This is a genomic window from Thioalkalivibrio sp. ALE25 (assembly GCF_000377285.1).
GTDB lineage: Bacteria > Pseudomonadota > Gammaproteobacteria > Ectothiorhodospirales > Ectothiorhodospiraceae > Thioalkalivibrio.
The window spans coordinates 271684-295252 of sequence record NZ_KB897925.1 but is presented as its reverse complement, the minus strand read 5'-3'; the positions used below and the strand labels follow the sequence as shown (position 1 = coordinate 295252).

25 protein-coding genes are annotated in these 23569 nt (G+C 69.5%); 8 read left to right on the top strand and 17 right to left on the bottom strand.

The window, feature by feature from the left end; translation table 11 throughout:
- Positions 1-19 precede the first annotated feature (19 nt).
- Complete coding sequence (locus C996_RS0101540; RefSeq protein WP_026279158.1) at positions 20-1582, bottom strand: nodulation protein NfeD; 1563 nt, start codon at positions 1580-1582, stop codon at positions 20-22.
- On the opposite strand from C996_RS0101540, the gene mobA reads away from it, so the two are divergent.
- From mobA to glp, 3 genes are all read left to right on the top strand, one after another.
- Positions 1581-2291, top strand: a complete 711-nt coding sequence (mobA, locus tag C996_RS0101535; protein ID WP_018865715.1) for a molybdenum cofactor guanylyltransferase MobA — start codon at positions 1581-1583, stop codon at positions 2289-2291. The genes C996_RS0101540 and mobA overlap by 2 nt on opposite strands.
- Positions 2292-2354: 63 nt before the next feature.
- The gene (mobB, locus tag C996_RS0101530; RefSeq protein ID WP_018865714.1) at positions 2355-2891 is read left to right on the top strand and encodes a molybdopterin-guanine dinucleotide biosynthesis protein B; all 537 of its coding nucleotides are present in this window, start codon (positions 2355-2357) and stop codon (positions 2889-2891) included.
- Positions 2892-2904: 13 nt separating this feature from the next.
- Positions 2905-4161, top strand: a complete 1257-nt coding sequence (gene glp, locus C996_RS0101525) for a gephyrin-like molybdotransferase Glp (RefSeq protein ID WP_018865713.1) — start codon at positions 2905-2907, stop codon at positions 4159-4161.
- A gap of 7 nt (positions 4162-4168) precedes the next feature.
- Here the strand turns inward: glp and C996_RS0101520 are convergent, their stop codons facing one another.
- Positions 4169-4522, bottom strand: a complete 354-nt coding sequence (locus tag C996_RS0101520; RefSeq protein WP_018865712.1) for a PilZ domain-containing protein — start codon at positions 4520-4522, stop codon at positions 4169-4171.
- A 59-nt stretch (positions 4523-4581) separates the two neighbouring features.
- Between C996_RS0101520 and C996_RS0101515 the strand changes: the two genes are divergently transcribed.
- Entirely contained in the window at positions 4582-5121 is a 540-nt protein-coding gene (locus tag C996_RS0101515; protein ID WP_018865711.1) for an RDD family protein, read from the top strand.
- Between the two features lie 213 nt (positions 5122-5334).
- Here the strand turns inward: C996_RS0101515 and C996_RS0101510 are convergent, their stop codons facing one another.
- Genes C996_RS0101510 through lptF form a run of 3 tightly spaced genes read right to left on the bottom strand, consistent with a single transcriptional unit; the run spans position 5335 to position 8152 of the window.
- Positions 5335-5979, bottom strand: coding sequence for a GDSL-type esterase/lipase family protein (locus C996_RS0101510; protein ID WP_026279157.1), 645 nt, complete (start codon positions 5977-5979; stop codon positions 5335-5337).
- On the bottom strand, positions 5976-7049 hold the full coding sequence (gene lptG, locus C996_RS0101505; RefSeq protein ID WP_018865709.1) for an LPS export ABC transporter permease LptG: 1074 nt from the start codon (positions 7047-7049) through the stop codon (positions 5976-5978). The genes C996_RS0101510 and lptG overlap by 4 nt, the downstream gene beginning before the upstream one ends.
- Complete coding sequence (gene lptF / locus C996_RS0101500; RefSeq protein ID WP_018865708.1) at positions 7046-8152, bottom strand: LPS export ABC transporter permease LptF; 1107 nt, start codon at positions 8150-8152, stop codon at positions 7046-7048. Before lptF ends, lptG begins: the two co-directional genes overlap by 4 nt.
- An 88-nt stretch (positions 8153-8240) precedes the next feature.
- Between lptF and C996_RS0101495 the strand changes: the two genes are divergently transcribed.
- Together C996_RS0101495 and C996_RS0101490 are read left to right on the top strand one after the other, a co-directional pair.
- Entirely contained in the window at positions 8241-9734 is a 1494-nt protein-coding gene (locus C996_RS0101495; RefSeq protein ID WP_018865707.1) for a leucyl aminopeptidase, read from the top strand.
- 16 nt (positions 9735-9750) lie between these two features.
- The gene (locus tag C996_RS0101490) at positions 9751-10173 is read left to right on the top strand and encodes a DNA polymerase III subunit chi (protein ID WP_018865706.1); all 423 of its coding nucleotides are present in this window, start codon (positions 9751-9753) and stop codon (positions 10171-10173) included.
- 21 nt (positions 10174-10194) lie between these two features.
- Here the strand turns inward: C996_RS0101490 and C996_RS0101485 are convergent, their stop codons facing one another.
- Genes C996_RS0101485 through leuS form a run of 8 tightly spaced genes read right to left on the bottom strand, consistent with a single transcriptional unit; the run spans position 10195 to position 17841 of the window.
- Positions 10195-10788 carry a nucleoside triphosphate pyrophosphatase gene (locus C996_RS0101485; protein WP_196799337.1) on the bottom strand — a complete coding sequence of 198 codons (594 nt, stop codon included), beginning with the start codon at positions 10786-10788 and terminating at the stop codon, positions 10195-10197.
- On the bottom strand, positions 10785-11255 hold the full coding sequence (gene rlmH, locus C996_RS0101480) for a 23S rRNA (pseudouridine(1915)-N(3))-methyltransferase RlmH (protein WP_018865704.1): 471 nt from the start codon (positions 11253-11255) through the stop codon (positions 10785-10787). Before rlmH ends, C996_RS0101485 begins: the two co-directional genes overlap by 4 nt.
- A gap of 15 nt (positions 11256-11270) precedes the next feature.
- Positions 11271-11663, bottom strand: coding sequence for a ribosome silencing factor (gene rsfS, locus C996_RS0101475; RefSeq protein ID WP_026279156.1), 393 nt, complete (start codon positions 11661-11663; stop codon positions 11271-11273).
- A gap of 8 nt (positions 11664-11671) precedes the next feature.
- The gene (gene nadD, locus C996_RS0101470; RefSeq protein ID WP_018865702.1) at positions 11672-12322 is read right to left on the bottom strand and encodes a nicotinate-nucleotide adenylyltransferase; all 651 of its coding nucleotides are present in this window, start codon (positions 12320-12322) and stop codon (positions 11672-11674) included.
- 45 nt (positions 12323-12367) lie between these two features.
- Positions 12368-13672: a glutamate-5-semialdehyde dehydrogenase gene (locus tag C996_RS0101465; RefSeq protein ID WP_018865701.1), complete on the bottom strand. Its 1305-nt coding sequence runs from the start codon at positions 13670-13672 to the stop codon at positions 12368-12370.
- A 4-nt stretch (positions 13673-13676) separates the two neighbouring features.
- Complete coding sequence (gene holA, locus C996_RS0101460) at positions 13677-14714, bottom strand: DNA polymerase III subunit delta (RefSeq protein ID WP_018865700.1); 1038 nt, start codon at positions 14712-14714, stop codon at positions 13677-13679.
- A complete protein-coding gene (gene lptE / locus C996_RS0101455; RefSeq protein WP_018865699.1) occupies positions 14714-15253 on the bottom strand; it encodes an LPS assembly lipoprotein LptE in 540 nt (179 codons plus the stop codon). The genes holA and lptE overlap by 1 nt, the downstream gene beginning before the upstream one ends.
- Positions 15250-17841: a leucine--tRNA ligase gene (leuS, locus tag C996_RS0101450; protein ID WP_018865698.1), complete on the bottom strand. Its 2592-nt coding sequence runs from the start codon at positions 17839-17841 to the stop codon at positions 15250-15252. Before leuS ends, lptE begins: the two co-directional genes overlap by 4 nt.
- A gap of 246 nt (positions 17842-18087) precedes the next feature.
- On the opposite strand from leuS, the gene C996_RS0101445 reads away from it, so the two are divergent.
- A complete protein-coding gene (locus C996_RS0101445; RefSeq protein ID WP_018865697.1) occupies positions 18088-18939 on the top strand; it encodes a DUF2189 domain-containing protein in 852 nt (283 codons plus the stop codon).
- Between the two features lie 107 nt (positions 18940-19046).
- Positions 19047-19586: a zinc ribbon-containing protein gene (locus tag C996_RS0101440; protein ID WP_018865696.1), complete on the top strand. Its 540-nt coding sequence runs from the start codon at positions 19047-19049 to the stop codon at positions 19584-19586.
- Between the two features lie 18 nt (positions 19587-19604).
- On the opposite strand, the gene lnt is transcribed toward C996_RS0101440, so the two are convergent.
- From lnt to C996_RS0101420, 4 genes are read right to left on the bottom strand one after another with little or no spacing between them, the layout of a single operon-like run.
- On the bottom strand, positions 19605-21107 hold the full coding sequence (lnt, locus tag C996_RS0101435) for an apolipoprotein N-acyltransferase (protein WP_018865695.1): 1503 nt from the start codon (positions 21105-21107) through the stop codon (positions 19605-19607).
- A 5-nt stretch (positions 21108-21112) separates the two neighbouring features.
- A complete protein-coding gene (locus C996_RS0101430; RefSeq protein WP_018865694.1) occupies positions 21113-22045 on the bottom strand; it encodes an HlyC/CorC family transporter in 933 nt (310 codons plus the stop codon).
- Positions 22038-22550: an rRNA maturation RNase YbeY gene (ybeY, locus tag C996_RS0101425; RefSeq protein ID WP_018865693.1), complete on the bottom strand. Its 513-nt coding sequence runs from the start codon at positions 22548-22550 to the stop codon at positions 22038-22040. The genes C996_RS0101430 and ybeY overlap by 8 nt, the downstream gene beginning before the upstream one ends.
- Positions 22540-23568, bottom strand: coding sequence for a PhoH family protein (locus C996_RS0101420; protein ID WP_018865692.1), 1029 nt, complete (start codon positions 23566-23568; stop codon positions 22540-22542). Before C996_RS0101420 ends, ybeY begins: the two co-directional genes overlap by 11 nt.
- Between the last annotated feature and the right edge of the window lies 1 nt (position 23569).

Here is a 23569-nt window from a genome sequence, read left to right as displayed (position 1 = left end):
TGGGCTCGGCGGCGACCGGTCAGCCGGTCGTGGCAGTGCCCGGGGTGTCTTCTTCAGTCACGGGTTCGACCCGCAGCCTGAGTCCTTCGATCGCGGTCACCCGCACCTTCTGTCCCTCGCGGACCGGTGCCGAGGTCTCGGCGTTCCACTGTTCGCTGTGGACCCAGACCCGGCCGCTGCGATCGAAGTCCTCGCGCGCCTCGCCGATCATCCCGATCATCTCTTCATAGCCGGTGGCGGGCTTCTTGCCGCGCAGGCTGAACAGCCGTCCCAGCACCCAGACGGACAGGATGCCGATGGCGATGGCCGTGCCGATCACCAGTGGCAGGGCCACGTTCAGGTTGGGGTCGTCCCACAGGATGATGGAACCGGTCGTGAATGCCACGATGCCTCCTATGCCCAGCGCCCCGAAACTGGGCACGAAGGCCTCCGCAATCATGAAGATCATGCCCAGCAGCATCAGCGCCAGGCCCGCATAGTTCACCGGCATCACCTGCAGCGCAAAGAACGCCAGGATCAGCGCGATCGAACCGATCACGCCGGGGTAGATCGCGCCCGGATTGGCCAGTTCGAAGATGATGCCGTAGATCCCCAGCAGCATCAGGATATAGGCGATGTTCGGGTTGGTGATCACGGACAGCAACTGGGTACGCCAGTCCGGATCCATGCGCACGATCTCCAGCCCTTCGGTCGCCAGCGTGCGCTCGCCGTCGTGCATGCGCACGGTATGCCCGTCGATCTGGGCGAGCAGGTCGCTCAGGTTGTCCGCCACGAAGTCGATGACGTTCTGCTCCAGCGCGGCGGTCGCGGTCAGGTTGGAGCCCTCGCGTACGGTCTCTTCCGCCCAGTCGGCATTGCGTCCGTAGCGTTCCGCCAGGCCGCGGATATAGGACACCGCGTCCTCCAGCACCTTGCGCTCCATCGCGTCGCCGCCGCGGCGCGGGGCCGGGTCGTCCTCCAGCAGTTCCTCCTCGCTGGCGGGTTCGACCTCGCCGTTGGCGGCTCCATTCTCATCCGCGGGCTCATCCGCCGCGTCGGTTTCGTCGTCGCGCGCCTCGCCATTGGCCTCGTCGGTTTCCGTATCGTCGCGCGCGTCCTCGTCCGGCTCCGGCGGGTCCATGCCCGGGAGCCCGCCACCGCCCATCTGCACCGGGGTGGCCGAGCCCAGATTGGTGGCCGGGGTCATGGCCGCGACATGCGACCCGTAAAGCATGTAGGTGCCGGCGCTGGCCGCGCGGGAACCCGCCGGGTGGACATACGTGACCACCGGCACATCCGATTGCAGGATGTTCTTGATGATGCTGCGCATGCTGGAATCCAGACCGCCCGGGGTATCCAGCATCAGGACCAGGATCTCGGCGTCCTCGGCCTCGGCCCGCTCGATCCCCCGGCGGATGTAGTCGCCGGTGGCCGGGCCGATCGCGTCATTCACCGTCAGCAACAGGCCGTGGCGATCCGCGGTCTGGGCCAGGCTCGAAGCGGCCAGCCAGCCGGCCCCGAGCACCACAAGGGTCAACCACAGCAGGTGGCGCCAGCGGCGCCCTCCGCCCGCTCCTGCCTTGCGTCCAAATGAAACCCGCATGGGCTTCCTCTCCCGTCAGGGTGGATTCGTCGTACACTGCGTGCGCACACGCGACAGCCGACTCGCCCACCACGATAAACCAAAGGCCGGACCCGCGCCGAACCCGCAGACCCGCATGGACCCGCAGGCAAAGCAGACCCCGCCCGAGAATCTCGCCGCCGTGATACTGGCCGGCGGTCAGGGCCTGCGCATGGGCGGGCGCAACAAGGGCTGGGTCGAGTATCGGGGCCGCCCCCTGATCGAACACGCCATCGCGCGCCTGCGCCCCCAGGCGCCGCGCCTGGCCATCAGCAGCAATACCGATATCGACCGTTATCAAGCGCTGGGGTTTCCCGTCCTGACCGATTCCCACGCCGATTATCGCGGCCCGCTGGCCGGGATCGCCGCGGCCTTCGCGGCCTTCCCCGGCCACGCGATCCTGTGCGCGCCGGTGGACGCACCCGCGCTGCCCCTGGACCTGGAATGCCGCCTGCGCCAGGCCCTGGAGACCCACCCGGCGCCCGCCGCCATTGCCCACGACGGCCACCGCCTGCAGCCCCTGTTCGCCCTGCTCGAGCCCGCGGTGGCGACGCGCCTGCAGAGCGATCTCGCGCATGGTTCGCTGGCGGTGGGACGCTGGTTTAACGAGATCGGCGCGATCACGGTGGACTTCTCCGATCAGCCGGAGGCATTCGCCAACATCAACACCCCCGGGGACCTGATGGGCTGAACGCCCCTCGCGCCCCGGCCGGATCTCGCTATACTCGGACGCGCTTAACGCAGGCAGGCCACCATGATCCAGTCCACCTCCAAGCTCCCGCGCATCGGCTTCGCCGCCTGGAGCGGCAGCGGCAAGACCACCCTGCTGAAGGGCGTGATCCCGGCCCTGCGAGCCCGCGGCCTGCGTCCGGCGATGATCAAGCATGCCCACCACGAGTTCGACGTGGACAAGCCGGGCAAGGACAGTCATGAGCTGCGCCATGCCGGCGCCGACCAGATGCTGGTGGCCTCCGGTCGGCGCTACGCCCTGATGGTGGAGACCCCGGAGACCGACGATGGCCGCGTGCCGGACCTGGACATGCTCTGCGCGCGCCTGGACCCGCGTCGCTCCGACCTGATCCTGGTCGAGGGTTTCAAGCAATGGGACCTGCCCAAGATCGAGGTGCATCGGCCGTCGGTGGGCAAGGCCCCGCTGTACCGCGAGATCCCCGGCGTGGTCGCGGTCGCCACCGATGCCACCACACTGGACTTCGACGGCCCGCTGCTGCCGGTGAATGACCCCGACGCAGTGGCGGCCTTCGTCATCGACTACCTGGACATCCACCCCTGACCCGGAGACCCCCATGTCCGAGGCTGCCCCCGGCTGCGACGAGTTCGATCCCAACGCCAAGACCCTGGAACAGGCCCGTACCGCGATCCTGGAAGCCTGCCAGAGCCTCGAGGAACAGGAGACAGTGGCGCTGGAGCAGGCCCTCGGGCGGACCCTGGCGGAGCCCGTGGCCGCGCGCATCGACGTACCACCCGCCGCGGTCTCCGCCATGGATGGCTACGCCCTGCGCGCGACGGACGCCGCCAAGGGTGCGCGCCTGGCACTGGTGGGCACCTCGGCGGCCGGGCACCCCTGGGATGGCGAACTGCAACCGGGCCAGTGCGTGCGCATCCTGACTGGCGCGGTGGTACCGGAAGGGGCCGAACTGGTCGTGATGCAGGAGCAGGTGGAACGGGACGGCGCCACCATCCTTCTGCAAAACGGTGACCTCGCCACGGGCCACAACATCCGCGGCCCGGGTGGCGACACCGCCGCCGGGACCCCGCTGTATGCCGCCGGGACAACCCTGGGCGCCGCCGAGATCGGGGTGCTGGCGAGCCAGGGCATTGCCCGGGTGAAGGTACTGCGCCGGCCGCGCGTGGCCTTCTTCTCGACCGGGGACGAACTGGTGCCCGTGGACCAGCCACTGGGCCCGGGGCAGATCCATGACAGCAACCGCCACACCCTGCGGGCGCTGCTCGCGGCCTACCCGGTCGAGGTGCAGGACTACGGTGTCATCCGCGACACCGAGGATGCGGTACGCGAGGCCCTGACGCGTGCCGGGGAAACGGCCGACGTGATCATCACCACCGGGGGGGTCTCGGTCGGCGATGCCGACCATGTGACCCGCGTGCTGCAGGCCTCCGGCCAGGTCGGCTTCTGGAAGCTGGCCATCAAGCCCGGACGCCCCCTGGCCTTCGGGCATTTCGGCCAGGCCCACTTCTTCGGTCTGCCGGGCAACCCGGTGGCCGTAATGACCACCTTCGCCCTGCTGGTGCGTCCGGCCCTGCAGCAACTGGCCGGGCGCGCAGCGACCACACCGCAGACCCTGAACGCGCGCCTGCTGGAAGACCTCCGCAAGACCCCGGGACGCAAGGATTTCCAGCGCGCAGTGCTGGAGACCGACGAACGCGGCTGGGTGGTGCGCGCCGCCGGCGGCCAGGGTTCACATCAGTTGCGCGCGATGAGCGAGGCCAACGCCTACGTCGTCCTGCCACGCGAATCCGCCGGGGCCCGTGCGGGTGACTGGGTGGAGGTCCTGCCGTTCCGAGAGATCTTTCCGACCCCCTGAGGCCGAGTCAGTCGGCCTGGATCAGCGCGGCGAATTCGCGCTCCAGCAGGGCCTCGTCACCGAGGTTGAGCTCGACCAGACGGCGCAGGTGGGAGGCGGATTCCAGCGGCATGGCCTCGATCTCCACGCCCAGCCACAGGCCCTCGTGCCAGCGCACCCGGCCCTCGAAGGTGATCCGCGCCTCCTCGCTGAGCGGGATGTCGACACTGACCTCGTCGCCATCGGCCATCGCGGGAAGATCCGCGCCCTCCAGCAGCACACCCTTCAGGGAGATATCCTCCACCCGGACCGGACCACCCCCGCCATCGGTGAGCAGGGTAGCCGGAAATTCCAGGGGGATACGTTGAAAGCGTCGCTCCATGCGGCAAGACTACGCCCACTCCGCACCCGCGGCCAAATCCAGAACCACCCGGAACGCCCATGACCGAAACCGCCGCCTCGTCCATCGACGGCCAGCCCTCCAGCCTGCTGCGCCGCCTGGCCGCCATCGTCTACGACGCCCTGCTGCTGGTGGCGATCTGGATGGTCCTCGGCCTGCTGGTGGTCATCCTCGGCAACACGACCGGGCTGTACTCGCCCCGCGCCCATTTCGTGCTCAACCTGATCGTGGCCTGGGGGTTCTTCTACTGGTTCTGGACGCGCACCGGGCAGACGCTCGGCATGCAGGCCTGGAACATCCAGCTGCGCACCGAGGGCGGGCACGCCGTCAATGCCTGGCAGGCGACGCTGCGCTATCTGGTTGCGGTCGCCCAGTGGCTGGTGATCCTGATGGCCATCTGGGCGGTGCGCGAATACGGCGCGGTCGCCGTTACCGTGGTTACCGCGGCGGCGCTGTTCGCGATCGGCCTGTCGCAGTTCCACCCGCGGCGCTGGATGCTGCACGACTGGCTCACCGGCACCGAACTGGTGCGCATCCCCGGCCTCGCCAAACCCCGCTGGAAACAGAACCGCAAGACCTGAAGCCCCCTCACCACTTGCTCTCACCGTAAAGAAGGACAAGGGCGGTTTACAGGAAGTCTGGAAGACAGGAAGGATTTTTGGGTTTGGCGCTCGGGTTGCCCGAGCGGGGGCCCTGCCATCGTCGTTCGGTTTCATCCTGACGCCCCAACACAATCCCCTTCCCATCTTCCAAGCTTCCTGTAAACCGCATTTGACCTTTCGTGAAGTCAAACGTCAGGGGGCGAGCCAGAGGCCGAGGTCGTCCAGGGCCTCGGCGATCTCGGTGGCGATGCGGCGGTAGCCGCGGGCGTTGGGGTGGACCGGGTCCGCGCGCAGATCGCTCTCGGACAGCACCCCCGAGAGCACGCCCTCGATCAGGGGCACCTGTTCCTCGTGCGCCAGCTCGCGGTAGATCGGGTCGTCCCGCAGGCGGCCGGTGGCCGCGCCCAGGGCGGAGGCCCGCGGCACCCCCAGCAGCAGGGGCTGGGCTCCATGGTCGCGAACGGTCTCCACCAGTACACGCAGATCCTCGCGCACCGCGGCCGGGTCGCGCTGGCGCAGGAAATCGTTGCCGCCCAGCCAGATCAGCACCAGATCGGGCTCGTGCGCGCGCAGGCTCGGGGCGAGACGCTCGCGGGCGCTGCTGGCGCGATCCCCGGGCACCCCGTCGTTGACGACCGTCCAGCCGGTGATCGTCGCCAGGCGCGCCGGGTAGTCCTCGCCCGCTCCGGCCCCGGTCCCGTGGGTCACACTGTCGCCGAAGGCCAGTACTGTCGCCTGGCGCGGGAGCGGATCGAAGTCGTCCGGGACGCCGCCCCCGCAGGCCGCCAGCATGGCGACCAGCCCCAGCAGGAATCCCGCGCGCAGCCAGGCCATTATGTCTGGCGCCCCATGCGATAAAGCGCCACCAGTGCCAGGATCAGGAACAGCACGACCGGCAGGCTGGCGGCGACGAAGGACGGCAGGTTGTAGACCAGGCCCAGGTGGGTCATCGCGCGCATCACGATGGCGAAGGACACGCCGATCGCGATGCCGATGAACAACCGGCGGCCGGCCCCGCCCTCGCGCTGGGAACCGAACAGGAACGGGATGGCCAGCAGCAGCATCACGAAGGTGCTGGCCGGCAGGGTCAGGCGTTGCCAGAACGCGACCTCATAGGGGGCCGAATCCAGGCGATTCTCCTGCAGGTAGCCGATATAGCGCGCCAGGTTCTGCGCCGCCATCTGGCCCGGCTCGACCACCAGCACGTCGAAGTATTCCGGCGCGATCAGCCGCTCGATGGTTTCGGTCTCCAGACGCTCCGACTCGACACGTTCCAGCGACAGCCTTGAGCGTTCCACGTCCTGCAGCCGCCAGGCCCCGCCCTCGTACTGTGCGCTCTGGGCGCGCGTGATCTCGCGCGGCTCGCGATTCGCGTCCACCTCGATGATGCGCACCCCGATCAGCCGATTGCCCGGCAACACGGTATCCGCCTGCACCATGCGCCGGCCATCGCGTGCCCACAGCCCGATCGGGCTCACGCTCAGCTGTTCGTCGAAGGCCGTCGCCTTCAGGTTCTGCGCCCGGCTCTCGGCGGCCGGGGCGAAGAACTCGCCCACCACCACCATCGCCACCACGACGACCAGGCCGGCCTGCATCACCCAGCCGATAAAGCGGCCCAGTGTCATCCCGGCCGCGCGCATCGCGGTCAGCTCGCTGTTCGCGGCCAGATTGCCCAGCCACAACAGACCACCCAGCAACGCCGCCGACGGCAGCATGTCGTACATCCGCCGCGGCAGGGTCAGCGCCACGTACAAAAGCGCCTCGGTCAGCCCGTAGTTGCCTCGCCCGGTGTCGCGCAGCTCGTCGATCAGCGCGAACACCGCATCCAGCGCCACCAGCAGGACCACGGCCAGCGCGGTCCCGATCAGGACCTGGCGCATGATGTAGCGCCCCAGCACCGTCGTCATGGCGTCACCTCGTCACGCTCCATGGCCCGGCCGAGGCCCAGCATGCCCTTGCGCCAGGCGAGCACCAGCCAAAGCACCAGCATCGAGCCGTGCGTCCACCACAGGCCCAGGGCCAGCGGCGTGCGCCCGTCCGCCAGCTGGCCCTGCCCCAGGATCAACAGGTTGGCATACAGCACGTAGACGCCGATCGCCGCCGGGATACGCGCATAACGGCCGGTGCGCGGCGGCACCTGCGCCAGCGGCAGCGCGATCAGGCTCAGCACCAGGATCGACAGCGGCATGGCGAGGCGCCATTCCAGCTCCGCGCGGTGGTCGGGGCGATGCCGCTCCTCCCAGAGATCCAGCGTCGACATCGCGTTCAGCGAGCGGCGCCCCGCCCCGGCGTCCGGTTCGGTGATCTGGGTCCGCAGGCGCTCGAACTCGAGCATGCGGAAGCTGCTTTCGCCCGGCACACCGACGTGGCGGTAGCCGTTCTCGAGGATCAGGAAGCCGCTGCCCTCCGCCCCGGGATCGGGGATCGCGCGCTCGGCCACGGTCACCTGCGCCTCGCCCTCCACCTCCCGGTAGATGAACACCTCCAGCAGCGCCTCGCGGTCTTCGCTCAGGCGCTCGGCGAAGAAGACCTGCTCGCCCACCCGCGAGCGCAGGAAACGCCCGGGGGTAATCCCGACCAGGTCGGAGCGCTGCTCGGCCAGGTCGCGGAACTGATCGATCTGGGCCTCGGTACGCGGCACCACCAGCATCATCAGCACCAGCAGCAGCAGCGTCGCGGGCACGGCCACCCACAAAAGCGCGCGATAAAGCGCGGCGAAGGACATGCCGCTGGCCTGCAGCGCGACCAGTTCGCTGTCGCGCTGCAACCGGCCCAGCACCAGCATGAAGGCCAGAAACAGCGCCACCGGCCAGAGGAAGACAATGCCCTTGAAGGCACCGAAGGCCACCAGCGGCGGCAGAAAATCGACCGGGATCGTGCCCTCGGCGACGTCCCGCAGCACCCGCGCCAGCACGCCGCCGATGATGACCAGCAGCAGGACGATGGTGACCGCGGTCTGGGTGACCAGCAGCTCGCGGGCGATGAAGCGTTCGGCACGGCGCAGGATCATGCGCGCATTACCCCGCGGCCCGCGCGGCGCGTGGTCGGTCGCCGCGTGGCGCTGGTACCATGATGGAACTCATTTTCGGGAGGCATTCATGCAATTCTCCGTCACCACCTCGACCCTCGACAAACCCCGCGCCGGGATCCGCGCCGCCGGCATCAATCACAAGCGCAAGCCGGCCGCGGGCGCCAGCGCCCTGGATGCCGCGCGCGACGGCGAGATCGCGGCACTGCTGAAGGCCGGCGAGATGGATGGCGAGGCCGGCAGCCGGCTGTTGCTGCCCGGCGGTGGCAGCCCAGGCAATCAGGGGAAGGGTAGCGCACTCCTGATCGGCCTGGGGGCGAAGAAGGACTTCGACGCCCGCGCCGCGCGCAAGGCGGCGCAGGCCCTGGCCGCCGCACTGGTCGAGCGCCCGGCCACCAGCGCCGCGATCGCGGTCGCGGACTTCCAGCCGCGCGGCAAGGACATCGCCTGGGTGGTGCACACCCTGGTCGCGGCGATCTCGGATACCGCCTACCGCTTCACCCCGTTCAAGGGCAAGGAGAAGACGACCCCGGTGAAGCTGGACAAGATCCAGCTGTGCGTGGAACGCAAGGACGCCGAGGCCGCGAAGCAGGCCTGCACCGAGGCCGCGGCGATCGCCACCGGCGTGAACCGCGCGAAGGACCTGGGCAACACCCCGCCGAATGTCTGCTACCCGGAGAGCCTGGCCGACACCGCCCGCGAGATGGCGAAGCAATACAAGCAGCTGAAGGCCACGGTCCTGGACGAGAAGGACCTGGAGAAGCTCGGGGCTGGCGCCATCCTGGCGGTCGGCAAGGGTTCCGAGCGCCCGCCGCGCCTGATCGCGATGGAGTACTCCGGCGGCAAGAAGGGCGACGCCCCGGTGGTGCTGGTCGGCAAGGGCATCACCTTCGACACCGGCGGCATCTCGCTGAAGCCCGGCGCCGAGATGGACGAGATGAAGTACGACATGTGCGGCGCCGCCAGCGTGTTCGGGGTGATCGAGGCCTGCTGCGAGCTGGGGCTGCCGGTCAACGTGGTCGGCGTGGTCACCAGTGCCGAGAACATGCCCGATGGCCGCGCGACGCGCCCGGGCGACATCGTCACCACCCTGTCCGGGCAGACCGTCGAGATCCTGAACACCGACGCCGAGGGCCGCCTGGTGCTGGCCGATGCGCTGACCTGGGTCGAGCGCTACAAGCCGAAGGTGGTCATCGACATCGCCACCCTGACCGGGGCCTGCATCATCGCGCTGGGCCATCAGGGCGCGGCGATCCTGGGCAACAACGAGCGCCTGGCGAAGGGCCTGCTGGCTGCCGGCGAGGAGACCGGCGATCGCGGCTGGCAGCTCCCGCTGTGGCCGGAGTACCAGGAACAGCTGAAGAGCAATTTCGCCGACATGGCCAATATCGGCGGGCGTCCGGCCGGCACCATCACCGCCGCCTGCTTCCTGTCGCGCTATACCGAGGACTACACCTGGGCGCATGTCGATATCGCCGGCGTGGCCTGGAAGAGCGGCAAGGAGAAGGGCGCGACCGGCCGCCCAGTGCCGATGCTGATGCGCTACCTGCTCGACCAGGCCTGATCCGGGTCGGGCGCGGATGACCCACGTCAGCTTCTACCTGCTGCAGGACCCGGCCCCGGAGGCGCGCCTGCGCTTCACCTGCCGCCTGGCGAAAAAGGCCAGCGGCCAGGGCCATCGCGTGCACATCCACACCGGCTCGCCGGAGCTGACGCGCACGCTGGACGAGTGGCTGTGGACCTTCGAGGACACCGCGTTCCTGCCGCACAGCACCGACGTGCGCGATGCGGACGTCCCGGTCTCCCTGCACGAGGCCCATGCCCCGTCGGATCGCTGTGATGTGCTGATCAACCTGGCGCCGGAGGTGCCGGAGTACTGCGGGCGCTTCGAGCGGGTCGCGGATATCGTCGGTGGCGAGGAGTCGGAACGCGAGGCGGGCCGCGCCCGCTACCGCTACTTCAAGGAACGCGGCTACCCGCTGGAGCACCACAACATCCAGTAAAGGGACGCTGACGGCGGCGGTTCAGACGCGCGGTGGCGGATCGGGAATCTCGCGCAGCCAGGCCTCCAGCTCGAACAGGGGCAGACCGACCACATTGGTGTAGGACCCCTCGATCCACTCGACAAAGGCGGCGCCGCGGCCCTGGATGGCATAGGCGCCGGCCTTGCCACGCGGCTCGCCGGTCGCCCAGTAGGCCTCGATGTCGGATGACGTCAGCGGGCGCATGCGCACGCGGGTCGTCACGGTACGCGCCCGCATGGATGCACCGGGCCGGCCCAGCGCCATGCCGGATACCACCCGGTGCTCCCCGCTGGAAAGGCGTTGCAGCATGGCCTCGGCATCGGCGCAATCCGCGGGCTTTCCCAGGGCCTCGTCGCCCACCGCGACGACGGTATCCGCGGCCAGCACCCACTGCCCCGGGATGCCGCACGCGATGGCCGCCTCGGCCTTGGCGATGGCGAGGCGTTCGACCAGCGCCTCCGGGGACTCGCCCGGGCGTGGGGTCTCGTCCACGTCCATCGGGGCCACCTCGTAGGCGAGCTGGATCTGCTCCAGCAGTTCGCGGCGGCGCGGGGATGCGGAGGCCAGCAGCAGCGGATGGGCCACGGGCGTCACGCGCGGTGGTAGGGGTGGTTGTTCAGCAGCGACCAGGCGCGGTAGAGCTGCTCGGCGACCAGCACCCGCACCAGCATGTGCGGGAAGGTCAGCGGCGACAGCGACCAGGCCCATTCTGCACGGGTGCGCACGGCCTCATCCAGCCCCGCGGCCCCGCCGATCACCAGCGCGACATCGCGCCCGTCCTGCTGCCAGTCCGCCAGGCGCCGCGCGACGCCCCTGGTGTCCACGCCCTTGCCGCGCTCGTCCAGCAGGATCACGCGGGCGCCCTCGGGGATGGCCTTCAGCAGGATCTCGCCCTCGCGCCGCAGCAGCGTGGCCGTATCCATGGACTTGGCCCCGGAGGGGCCGGCCAGGGCCTGCAGGTTCAGGTTCAGCTCGCGCGGCAGACGACCGGCGTACTCGTCGAACCCGGCCGCCACCCAGTCGGGCATGCGCTTGCCGATCGCAATCAGGTCCAGGCGCATGGCGGCGCGCCCCGGTCAGCCGCGCAGGCGGCGGACGCGCTCCAGGCTGGGGTCCTCGGGCGCGGCCTTTTCGGTATCCGCGGCCTCCTCGGCCAGCCAGAGCTTTTCCAGGTTGTAGAAGTCGCGGGTCTCCGGGAGCATCACGTGGACGATCACGTCGTTCAGGTCCACCAGCACCCACTCCTGGCTCTCCTGGCCCTCGACCCCCAGCGGCTGGATGCCGGCCTCCTTGGCCTTCATTGCCACCGACTCCGCGGTGGACTGCACGTGACGCCCGGAGGTCCCGGAGGCGATCACCATGTAGTCTGCCAGCGTGGTCTTGCCGCGGACGTCGATGCTGCGGATGTTCTGGGCCTTCATGTCGTCAAGAGCGGTGGTCACCAGCTCCAGGAGTTGTTCACTGTTCATGCTGTCGGTCATATCCCGTGATTGCGGTTCGACACGGCCCGGTACAGGCCGCGGTCGTGGATGTAGCGATTGACGGCGCCGGGGAGCAGGAAGCGCGGGCTGCGCCCGGCCTGCAGTTCATCCCGGATCGCGGTGGCGGAGATATCGAGCTGGGTCACCGGCTGGAAATAGACCCGCCCGCCCGGGGCATTGCGCAGCACCGCCGGGTCGCGGGTTGCGGCATTACCCAGCCAGCCCCCCAGATCCTGCGAGGCCGGGCTGCCGGGACGATGCGAGACCACGATATGCGCCAGATCGAAGATCTGCTTCCAGCGGTTCCACGACGGCAGGCCGGCGAAGGCGTCCATGCCCATGATCAGCACCAGCGGTGCCTCCGGCCCCAGCTCCTCGCGGAAGCTGAGCAGGGTGTCGACGGTGTAGGACGGCCCTTCGCGATCCAGTTCACGGCGATCGGCCACAAACCCCGGCACGTCCGCGATGGCACTCTCCACCATCGCCAGCCGGTCGTCGCTGCCGGTGCCCGGGCTCGCGCGATGCGGCGGCACGTGGCAGGGGATGAAGTGTACCCGTTCCAAGCCCAGATGCTGCTGGATCTCCAGCGCCGGACGCAGATGCCCGAAGTGGATCGGATCGAAGGTGCCGCCGAGGATCCCGATCACGCCGGGCGTGCCCCAGAGAGACGCTGATCCAATCGCGCGTCTTTCTCAGCCACGCACATGACCGTCGCCGAACACCACGTACTTGAGGGTCGTCAGCCCGTGCAGGCCCACCGGGCCGCGCGCGTGCAGCTTGTCGGTGGAGATGCCGATCTCCGCACCCAGGCCGTACTCGAAGCCGTCGGCGAAGCGGGTGGAGGCATTCACCATCACCGAGCTGGAGTCCACCGCGCGCAGGAAGCGCCGGGCCCGGGTGTAGTCCTCGGTCACGATGCTGTCGGTATGGTGCGAGCCATAGGTATTGATGTGGTCCATCGCCATATCGAGGTCGTCGACCACGCGGATCGCGAGGATCGGCCCCAGGTATTCGGCCACCCAGTCGTCCTCGGTGGCCTCGGCGATGTCCGTCCCGGTGTGCGCGAGGATGGCCCGGGTGCGCGCGCAGCCTCGCAGGCTCACCTGATGTTCCGCCAGGGCCGTCGCCAGGCGCGGCAGGAAGGCCTCGGCCTGATCCGCGTGCACCAGCAGCGTCTCCATGGTGTTGCAGGTGCCATAGCGCTGGGTCTTGGCGTTCACCGCGACCGCCAGCGCCTTGTCGAGATCGGCCCCGCCGTCCACGTACACGTGGCAGACGCCGTCCAGGTGCTTGATCACCGGGATCTGCGACTCGTTGCTGACGCGTTCGATCAGGCCCTTGCCACCGCGCGGGACGATCACGTCCACGTACTGCGGCATGCGCAGCAGCGCGCCCACCGCCGCGCGGTCGGTGGTCGGCACCACCTGCACCGCCTCGCGCGGCAGCCCGGCCTGCTCCAGCCCGGCCTGGATGATCGCGGCCAGCGCCTGGTTGGAGTGCAGGGCCTCGGAGCCGCCGCGCAGGATCGCGGCGTTGCCGGACTTCAGGCACAGCGCGGCGGCGTCGATGGTCACGTTCGGGCGCGACTCGTAGATGATGCCGATCACGCCCAGCGGCACGCGCATCTGGCCGACCTGGATGCCGCTTGGTTGATAGGCCATGTCGGAGATGGTGCCCACCGGATCGGGCAGGCCCGCCACCTGGCGGCAGCCCTCGATCATGGTGTCGATGCGGGCATCGGTCAGCGCCAGGCGATCCAGCATCGCGGCGTCCAGGCCGCGCTCGCGTCCCGCCTCCAGGTCGCGGCTGTTGGCCTCCGCCAGTTCGGCACGGCGCGCGGCGATGCCCTCGGCGATCGCGTGCAGGGCCGCGTTCTTCGCGCCCGGCTCGGCCTCGGCCATGCGCCGCGAGGCCACGCGCGCGGCACGGCCCAGCGCCTCGACCTGGGCGATCACATCGTCGGCTACGGATTCGGTGGGGTTCACGGCAGCGTTCATGCGGTCAGACTCGTTCCGGGTTCAGGGCGGGTGCGGCCACGGTCAGCGGGCGCCCCGCCATACGGGCCACCAAGTCTAGCAACCCCTGCCGGGCATTGCCGTTTTCCTGACCCTTGATCACGCGATCCACGCGCGCGGCCTCGGCCAGCAGGCCCCGCGCCTGCGTCAGGCTCAGTCGCGACATCGCCTGGCGCAGGGCCTTCTGGCTGTCGCCGAAGCTGCCCTGGAAGGCCTCCTTGTCGGGCGCGCCGGCGGCCTTGCGCTCCATCGCCTGCACCAGCAGCCGGCATTCGCGCGCCAGCGCCCACAGGATCAGCGGCTCCGCCTGGCCCTCCTCCAGCAAGCCCTCCAGCATGCGCAACGCGTGGCGGACATCGCCGCGCAGCGCGGTCGGGGCCAGGGCGAACAACTCGAAACGCGCGGCGTCGGTGGTGGCCTCCGCCAGCACCGTCTCGTCGATCTCGGTCACGCCGGCCAGCGCCAGCTTCTCGATCTCCTGGCGCGCGGCCAGCAGGTTGCCCTCCACCCGCGCGACCAGCAGCGCCAGCGCCGGGTCGGTGATGCGCAGCCCGTTCTTCTGCAGGCGCGCTCGGATCCAGCTGCCCAGCTGGGCCGGCGGCACCGGCCGCGCATGGATCACCACCGCACGGTTTTCCAGGGCCTTGAACCAGGCCGCCCGGCGCATATCGCGGTCGGGACGCGGCAACTGGAGCAACAGCACCAGGTCGTCCTGCGGATCGCCGGCATAGGCCTTCAGGTGGTCGCCACCGGTCTTGCCCGGTTTGCCGGTGGCCAGGCGCAGGTCCAGCACCGTGCGCTCGGCGAACAGCGAGCGGTCGCGGATCGCGGCCTCGAACGGCCCCCAGTCGGACTGCGCGGTCAGGTCCAGCACCGTGCGCTCGAGGAAGCCCTGCTCGCGGGCGGCCGCGCGGATCGCGTCGGCCGCCTCGATCGCCTGCAGCGGCTCCTCGGCCAGCAGCAGGTAGATCGGCGCCAGCCCCCGGGCGAGATCCTGCTCCAGGCGGGCGATATCCAGCGCCATTACGGGGCCGGCTCCTCCGCCGGTTCGCGCAGGCGGCCGTCCGGCTCGGTCAGTGCCGCGATCCGGCGCTGCAGCTGACCCACGATGTCACGGTCCATCGCCTCGCGCAGCGTGGCCTCGCGCTCGCCACGGCTGAGCACGGCGGTCCCGTCGAACAGGTAGATGCGCGAGGCGCGCAGCGGCCCCAGGTCCACTGCTTCGCCGTCGACCGGGCGCAGGCGGACCTCGACCGTGCGGACCAGCTCGTACTCGGAAACCCGCGCCGCCTCGGTCACCGACAGGGTGCGACGCTGGTCGTTGACCGAGCGGATCTCGAGGATCGCGCCCTGCCCCTCGGGGCGCTGGTTGACGATCTCCACGCCGGCGGAGCCCAGGGTCACGGCCAGCTCGCGGTACAGCGAGTCACGCGCATTGATCCCGGTGATCTGCACCGGCTGCAGCGCCTCCGGCCACTCGCCACTACCGCGCAGCTGGAAACCGCAGGCGGCCAGTGCGGCCACCAGCACCAGGACCAGCGCGGCGCGCAGCAGGGCGGTCATTGCGGCTTCACCACGAAGTTGACCAGCCGGCCCGGGACCACGATCACCTTGACCACATGGTGGCCCTCGAGATGGCGCTGCACGTTCTCGTCGTTGCGGGCAACACTCTCAATGGCGTCCTTGTCGGCGCCGGCCGGGACCGCGATCTCGGCGCGGCGCTTGCCGTTTACCTGCACCGCCAGGGTCTCCTGTGCGGCCTGGCGCGCGGCCTCGTCGACCGTCGGCCAGGCGGTGGTCGCGACCAGCTCGTCATGGCCCAGCGCGCGCCACAGGGTCTCGGTCACGTGCGGGGTGATCGGCGCCAGCATGCGCACGATGCCCTCCAGGGCCTCCTGGCGCACTACCGGAGCCTGGGGCGAATCCTTCGGGAATTTGCCGAGGTCGTTCAGCAGCTCCATGTTCGCGGCCACCGCCGTGTTGAAGGTCTGGCGCCGGCCGATGTCGTCGGTGACCTTGGCGATGGTGTCGTGCAGCTTGCGCCGCAGCTCGCGCCCGGCGTCGTCCAGCGCGTCCACGTCCAGCGCAGCCGGGGCATCGCCGTTCACGTGCTCGTGCACCGCCCGCCACAGGCGCTTGATGAAGCGCTGCGCACCCTCGACGCCGGAGTCGGACCACTCCAGCGACAGGTCCGGCGGTGCGGCGAACATGGTGAACAGCCGCGCGGTGTCGGCGCCGAAGCGCTCGATCAGGGCCTGCGGGTCCACGCCGTTGTTCTTCGACTTGGACATCTTCTCCATACCGCCCACGACGACCGGCTGGCCGTCCTCGCGATGGCGCGCGGCCTTCACCGAACCGTCCTCGGCGCGTTCCAGCTCGACATCGGCCGGGTTGATCCAGTCCTTCCCGCCGTCACCGCGTTCGCGGTAGAAGGTCGGCGCGATCACCATGCCCTGGGTCAGCAGCCGGGTGAATGGCTCGTCGGAGGCCACCAGGCCCTCGTCGCGCAGCAGCTTGTGGAAGAAGCGCGCGTACAGCAGGTGCAGCACCGCATGCTCGATACCGCCGACGTACTGGTCCACCGGCAACCAGTGATCGGCGCGCGGGTCCAGCATCGCGGTGTCGTTGTCCGCGCAGGCGTAGCGGGCGAAGTACCAGCTGGATTCGAAGAAGGTGTCGAAGGTGTCGGTCTCGCGCCGTGCCGGCTTGCCACATTCCGGGCAGGTCGCCTCGAAGAACTCCGGCATGCGCGCCAGCGGCGAGCCGGCGCCGTCCGGGATCACGTCCTCCGGCAGGCGCACCGGCAGGTCGGCTTCCGGCACCGGCACCGCCCCGCAGTCGTCGCAGTGGATCACCGGGATCGGGCAGCCCCAGTAGCGCTGGCGCGAGATGCCCCAGTCGCGCAGGCGGTAGTTGCGCCGGCGCCGGCCCAGCCCGGCCTGCTCCAGGTGTTCGGCGATCGCGGCCTTGGCCGCCTCGGAGGCCTGCCCGTCGAAGTCGCCGGAGTTCACCAGCACACCGGGATCGGTGAAGGCCGCGGCCTGTACGTCGCACTCGGTACCGTCGGCCGGGGCGATCACCTGCCAGATCGGCAGGTCGTATTTCGTCGCGAACTCGTGGTCGCGTTCGTCGTGTGCCGGCACCGCCATCACCGCGCCGGTGCCGTATTCCATCAACACGAAGTTGGCGACCCAGACCGGGACCTCCGCACCAGTCAGCGGATGGCGGGCGGTAAAGCCCAGCGACCGACCCTTCTTCTCCATGGTCGCCAGATCGGCCTCGGCCACCCCGCCCTGCGCGCAGTCAGCGACGAACGCAGCCAGTTCGGCATCATGTTCCGCCAGCGCCTGCACCCGCGGGTGTTCCGGGGCCAGCGCCATGTAGGAGACGCCGAACAGGGTGTCCGGACGCGTGGTATAGACGGTCAGCGGTTCGCCGCCATCCACCGCGAACTCCAGCTCCACGCCCTCGGAACGCCCGATCCAGTTGCGCTGCATGGTGCGCACCTGGTCCGGCCAGCCGTTGAGGTCGTCCAGGGCCTCCAGCAGCTCGTCGGCGTAGTCGGTGATGCGCAGGAACCACTGCGGCATCTCGCGGCGCTCGACCAGCGCGCCGGAGCGCCAGCCACGGCCCTCGATCACCTGCTCGTTGGCGAGTACGGTCTGGTCCACCGGGTCCCAGTTCACGGTCGCCTTCTTGCGATAGACCAGGCCCTTCTTCAGCAGGCGCACGAACAGCCACTGTTCCCAGCGGTAGTAGTCGGCATCGCAGGTCGCGAACTCGCGCGACCAGTCGTAGGCAAAGCCCAGGCGCTTGAGCTGGGTGCGCATCTGCTCGATGTTCTGGCGCGTCCACGCGGCCGGCGGGACGTGGTTCTGCATCGCCGCGTTTTCCGCCGGCAGGCCGAAGGCATCCCAGCCCATCGGCTGTAGCACGCTTTTGCCCTGCATGCGCTGGAAGCGGGCGATCACGTCACCGATGGTGTAGTTGCGCACATGCCCCATGTGCAGCTTGCCCGAGGGGTAGGGGAACATGGACAGGCAGTAGAACGGCTCGCCGGCGGCGTCCTCGCGCGCGCGGAAGCAGTCGGCCTCCTCCCACTGGCGCTGTGCCTGCGCCTCGACCGCCTCGGGGGAATAGTGCTCCTGCATGCGCCTCACCTGTCCTGATCGCCGAAAACAAAGAACTGCGCAGAATACCAGCGCCCCCCACCCCCTCCAAGGGAAACAGCGCCCCGCAGCCTCGCGCGGCGCAGGGCAGAGATCCGGAGGGACACCCGGATCACCGGCGGCCTGTGAACCGCGTCACGTCAATTCAGGAACATGCCCCCGGCCCGGACTGCCTCACTGGGTAAAGCAACCGGAAACGTTGAACCTGACGTTCCAAGGAGGAAGGACATGCACGAGAAGGACGAGATCCCCGTTGTGCAGCGGGCCTACCCGGAGGATCTGGGCGAGACCCATCCCGAACACACGCCCGAGACCGACTCGCCCGCGATCCGTGAAGTCGCGCCCGAGGACCTCGGCACCTGGCTCGGCAAGGGCTGGCGCGACCTCTGGAAGACGCCGGTGGCCCTCGTACACGGCCTGGTGATTGCGCTGGCCAGCCTGGTCCTGTTGGGCCTGTCGTGGAACCAGCCGTGGATGGCCTTTTCCTTCCTCGCCGGCATCCTGCTGCTCGGCCCTGTACTCGCGGTGGGGGTGAACTACCTGGCGCTGCAGAAGGAACGCGGCGAGCCGGGCGGTGCCGGACTCGGCTGGCTGGGCACCCTGGGCGGATCGATCTGGGGCTTTGCCGCGCTCCTGGCCGTGCTGTTCGTGATCTGGGCCAGTTTCGTGTGGATGTGGATCGCGGTCCTCAACATCGGCGAACTCGCCATGATGGGGCAGTTGCACCATCTGGTGGGTGCGATGCTCGGCAGCGGCGCCGGGATCATCTCGCTGGTGGGGGTCGTGCTGGCCGCCATCGTGTTCGGGCTGGTGGTCTTCGCCCTGAGCCTGGCGACCATCCCGGCCCTCCTGGATCACCGGGTGCGCGCCGATGCCCCGCAAAAGAGCCTGATCGAGTCCATTGGTGTCAGCCTGAAGGCCTTCAACCACAACCCGGGCACCCTGATTCTGTGGGCCCTGATCATCACGGCCCTGTTCATGGTGTCGATCGCAACCGGCCTGCTGGCCCTGATCGTGATCTTCCCGTGGCTGGGTTTCGCCATGTGGCATGGCTACCGGGATATGGTCGAGGCAAGCTGAGCTCCGACAGGCCAAGCGCGGTCGTCCCCGGGGCGCGGGCTCCGGGGGCCCGCGCTCGTGCTAACGTTAGGGACACGCCACCATCTACGCTCGCAAAGGAGAGGCCGATGAGCGAAGAACAGAAGGATCAGGAGCGCGAATCGCGCCTGAGCGATGCCTATCACCGCATGCTGAACGAGGTCACCGAGGACCTCGAGAAACTGGAAGACAAGACCAGCAAGGCCATCACCGAGGCCCTGGAGAACGCCCGCGACCGTGTGCAGAAGGCCAGCGACCTGACCCGCGAAGAGGCCCACGAGGTGATGGACTACCTGCGCCGCGACCTGCAGGACCTCGGCGCCTACCTGGACAGTCGCAGCTCTGACTGGCGCGGCTGGCTGCAGATCGATCTGGGCCTGATCGAGGCCGGCATCAAGAACGCCCTGGAGCGGATCGCCGACCGCACCCGGATCGAGATCACCGAACTGACCGCGCGCGCCCAGGTGATGGGCGAGTGGCATACCGGCGAGATCACCGGCCCGGGCGAGCTGCTGTGCAAGAAGTGCGGCCATCCGCTGCACATGACCCGGGTCGGCCGCATCCCCCCGTGCTCCAACTGCCACAACACCACCTTCCGCCGCGGCCCCGGAGGGACCGAGGCGGAATAACCCGCCCGGTAGACGGGTTCAGTCGGCCCTGCGGGCGCCGCGCCGGCGCCCGACGGCGGCACCGGCAATCACCAGCACCAGCGCGGCAAGCACGGCCGGGCCCGCCCCGGTAGCCGTCGCCGGCGTCACGCCCTGACGCGGCTGCAGGGTGCCGGTGACCACCTCGCGGGTAAAGGAGCCCGAACGCTCCAGAATGCGGCCATCGGCATCGATCAGGGCCGAGATCCCGGTATTGGTCGCGCGGATCATCGGGCGCCCGGTCTCCACCGCCCGCACCCGGGCGATCTGCAGATGCTGGGCCGGCGCCAGGCTGTCGCCGAACCAGGCGTCGTTGGAGACATTGACCAGGAATCCCGCCTCCGGCAGCGCGGCCCGGATGTGGCGCGAATACGCAGACTCGTAACAGATGCTGACCCCGGCCGTCTGGCCGGCCACCCGCATGCGCCCGTCACCGGTCCCCGGGGACAGGTCGGACATCGGGATCGCCAGCAGCCGGTCCAGCCAGTCGAGCTGGCCGCGCAGCGGGATATATTCGCCGAACGGGACCAGCTGGCGCTTGTTGTACCCCGCGCCGGTGGTCACGTTGATCACCGAGTTGTAGACGTGACGGCCGGCCGAAGCATGGTCGAACACCCCGACCAGCAGCTCGGCATCGTGCTCCGCCAGCGACTGCGCGAGCTGCCCCAGCGGGCGCTGCACTTCCACATAGAACGCCGGGATCGCGGTCTCCGGCCAGACCACCAGATCCACGTCCCCTGCCTCGCGGGTCAGTTCCTGGTAGATCCCCAGCGAATACTCGATGCCGTCGGCATCCCACTTGCGTGCCTGATCGATATTGCCCTGCACCATGGCCACCGAGAGCGCCTCGCCGCCCGGCTCCACCCAGCGTGCGAGCCCCGGCACGAGCGAAGCCAGCACCAGCACCCCGACCAGCCCCGCGCCCGCCCCGCGCTGCCCGGCCCGGAACACGCTGACCACGGCCACCGCCAGCAGCGCCACGACCAGCCCCGCCCCCAGCTCGCCGGCCAGCGGCAGCCAGGGCTGCAGCGGTGTATCCAGTACGGTGTGCCCGAACAGGAGCCAGGGAAAGCCGGAGAACAGCCAGGAGCGCGCCAGCTCCATCAGCACCAGGCCACCGGCCAGCGCCAGCATCCCGGCCGGACGCCCCAGCGGCAGGAAGCGCGCCGCCAGCGCGGCCAGCAGCGCCGGATAGACCGCCATGGCCAGCACAAACAGCACGGTAATCAGCGAGGCCACGACCAGCGGGGCCTGGCCGAACACCAGCAGGCTGTTGAAGATCCAGGTCACCCCGACGCCGAAAAACCCGAGACCAAAGGCATAGCCGATCCCGGCGGCCCGGCGCGGGGTCACCCCGGGCAGCAGGGCAAACCAGGCGGCCAGGGCCAGTGGGGCCGCCAGGAACCAGCCCACCGGGGCAAAGGCCAGGGTCGCCCCCGCCCCGGCCAGCAGGGCCACCAGCCCCGCGGCCCAGGGCGGCAAGTCCGCGACACGGATCGGCATGACCGTCAGGGGGCGCGGTGGTCGCCCGGCTCCGGGGCCGGGCCATCGAATGGCTGCGCCCCCTCGCCGGTGGTCACGCGGCCATCCGGCTCCGGCAGGCGCATCTCCAGCAGATGCAGACGCCGGTTGTCGGCCCGCAATACGCGAAACTGCATGCCATCCACCACGATCTGTTCGCCACGCCGCGGCACATGCCCGAAGTGCGACAGCACTAGGCCTCCGATGGTGTCGAAGTCGGCCTCGCTGTAGGCGGTCTGGAAGTAGGCGTTGAACTCCTCCATCGGCGTCAGCGCCTTGATGGTGTAGCGCCCGCCGGGGTGCTGCATGATCTGGGTCAGGTAGTCCTCGACATCGTGCTCGTCCTCGATCTCGCCGACGATCTGCTCCAGCACGTCCTCGATGGTCACCAGTCCGGCCACGCCACCGTACTCGTCCACCACGATCGCCATGTGGTTGCGGCTCAGGCGGAACTCCTTCAGCAGCACGTTCAGACGCTTGCTCTCCGGCACGAACACCGCCGGGCGCAGGATCTCCTGCATGTCGAAGGCAGCATCGTCGGGCTCGCCGAAGAAGCGCAGCAGGTCCTTGGCCAGCAGGACGCCAACGACCTCGTCACGGTGATCCCCGACTACCGGCAGCCGCGAGTGCGCGGAGGCCACCACGTCGGGGAGAAACTCGGAGAGCCCCGCATCCCGGCGGACCACTTCCATCTGCGCGCGCGGGATCATGATGTCGCGCACCTGCATGTCGGCGACGTTGAGCACGCCCTCCAACATGGTCAGGGCCTCGGGGTCGACCAGTTCGCGGGCGTGGGCGCCCCGCAGGGTCTCGATCAGCTCGCGGCGGGTGGCCGGCTCGCGGCGCGGACGCAGGGTCTCGGCGACGCGGGCCAGCCAGCGCCGCCAGATCGGTTGCTCGTCGGGTTCGGGTTCAGGCATCGGGGGCGTTTCCGGCTGGGTGCGGCGTCAGGGCACGGACCGGATGCTCGGCGTAGGGGTCGGGATAGCCTAACCCGGCCAGGATGGAGCGCTCAACGGCCTCCATCCGCGCGGCCTCGTCCGGCGTCTGGTGATCCATCCCCTGCAGGTGCAGCATCCCGTGCACCACCATGTGGTGGTAGTGGGCGGCCAGGGGCTTGCCCTGCTCCACCGCCTCGCGCGCCAGCACCGGCGCGCACAGGATGACGTCGCCGAGATAGGCGTTCGCCTCGGGCGGCAGACCGGGTGGCAGCTCCGGTGCGGGGAAGGACAGTACATTGGTCGCGTAGTCTCGGCCGCGGAAGGCATGGTTCAGGGTGCGCCCCTCGTCGACATCCACCAGGCGCAGCGTCACCGCGGCCTCGCCGGCGCCGTGCCAGGCCGCGCGGGCCGCGCGGTGCAGGGTGGTGGCAGCCGGCAGGCCGGCGCGCGGCACGGCGTACTGCACCGCAACCTCAAGCCCCATCGGCGTCCTGCCCGTCCACAGCGGCGCCGGCACCGGACTCGGGCGCCGCATCCGGTTTGCCGGAGGCGCTGTCGTGGGCGTCGTAGGCCTCCACAATGCGCTGCACCAGCGGATGGCGCACCACGTCACCCGCCTGGAAGCGGGTGATATGTACGCCCTCCACGTCGTTCAGGATCTGCATCGCGTGCTTGAGCCCGGAGCGCTGGCCGCGCGGCAGGTCGACCTGGGTGATGTCGCCGTTGACGACCGCCGTGGAACCAAAGCCGATGCGGGTCAGGAACATCTTCATCTGCTCAACCGTGGTGTTCTGCGCCTCGTCGAGGATGATGAAGGCCTCATTCAGGGTGCGCCCGCGCATGTAGGCCAGCGGGGCCACCTCGATCACCTGACGCTCCATCAGGCGCGCGGTCTGGTCGAAGCCCATCAGTTCGTACAGCGCGTCGTACATCGGGCGCAGGTAGGGGTCGATCTTCTGCGCCAGGTCGCCGGGCAGGAAACCCAGACGCTCGCCGGCCTCCACCGCCGGGCGCACCAGCACCAGGCGCTGCACGCGGTCCTGTTCCAGCGCCGCGACGGCGGCGGCGACCGCGAGGAAGGTCTTGCCGGTACCGGCCGGCCCGATGCCGAAACTGAGGTCGTGCTGCGCGATCGCCGCCAGGTACTTCGCCTGACGCGGGCCGCGCCCGCGGATCACCGCGCGCTTGAGACGCAGCGACGGATCGCCCGCATTGCCATCGGGCTCGGCCAGGCCTTCGACATGCGCCGTCTGCAGCGCCGTATGCACCTGTTCCAGGCTGACCGGCTCCTCCTGCGCCATGCGATGGAGGTCGTGGATCAGCGCCCCGGCCGCCTGCACCGCGGTCTTCGGGCCGGTCAGATTAAAGCGCGGGCCGCGGTTGTGCACGGCCACGCCCAGGCGCGACTCGATCAGGCGCAGATGGGCATCCAGCGGCCCGGAGATCCGCGCGAGCGTCTCCTGGTCACCGGGTTCCAGGGTGAAATCCAGACGATTGGCCATT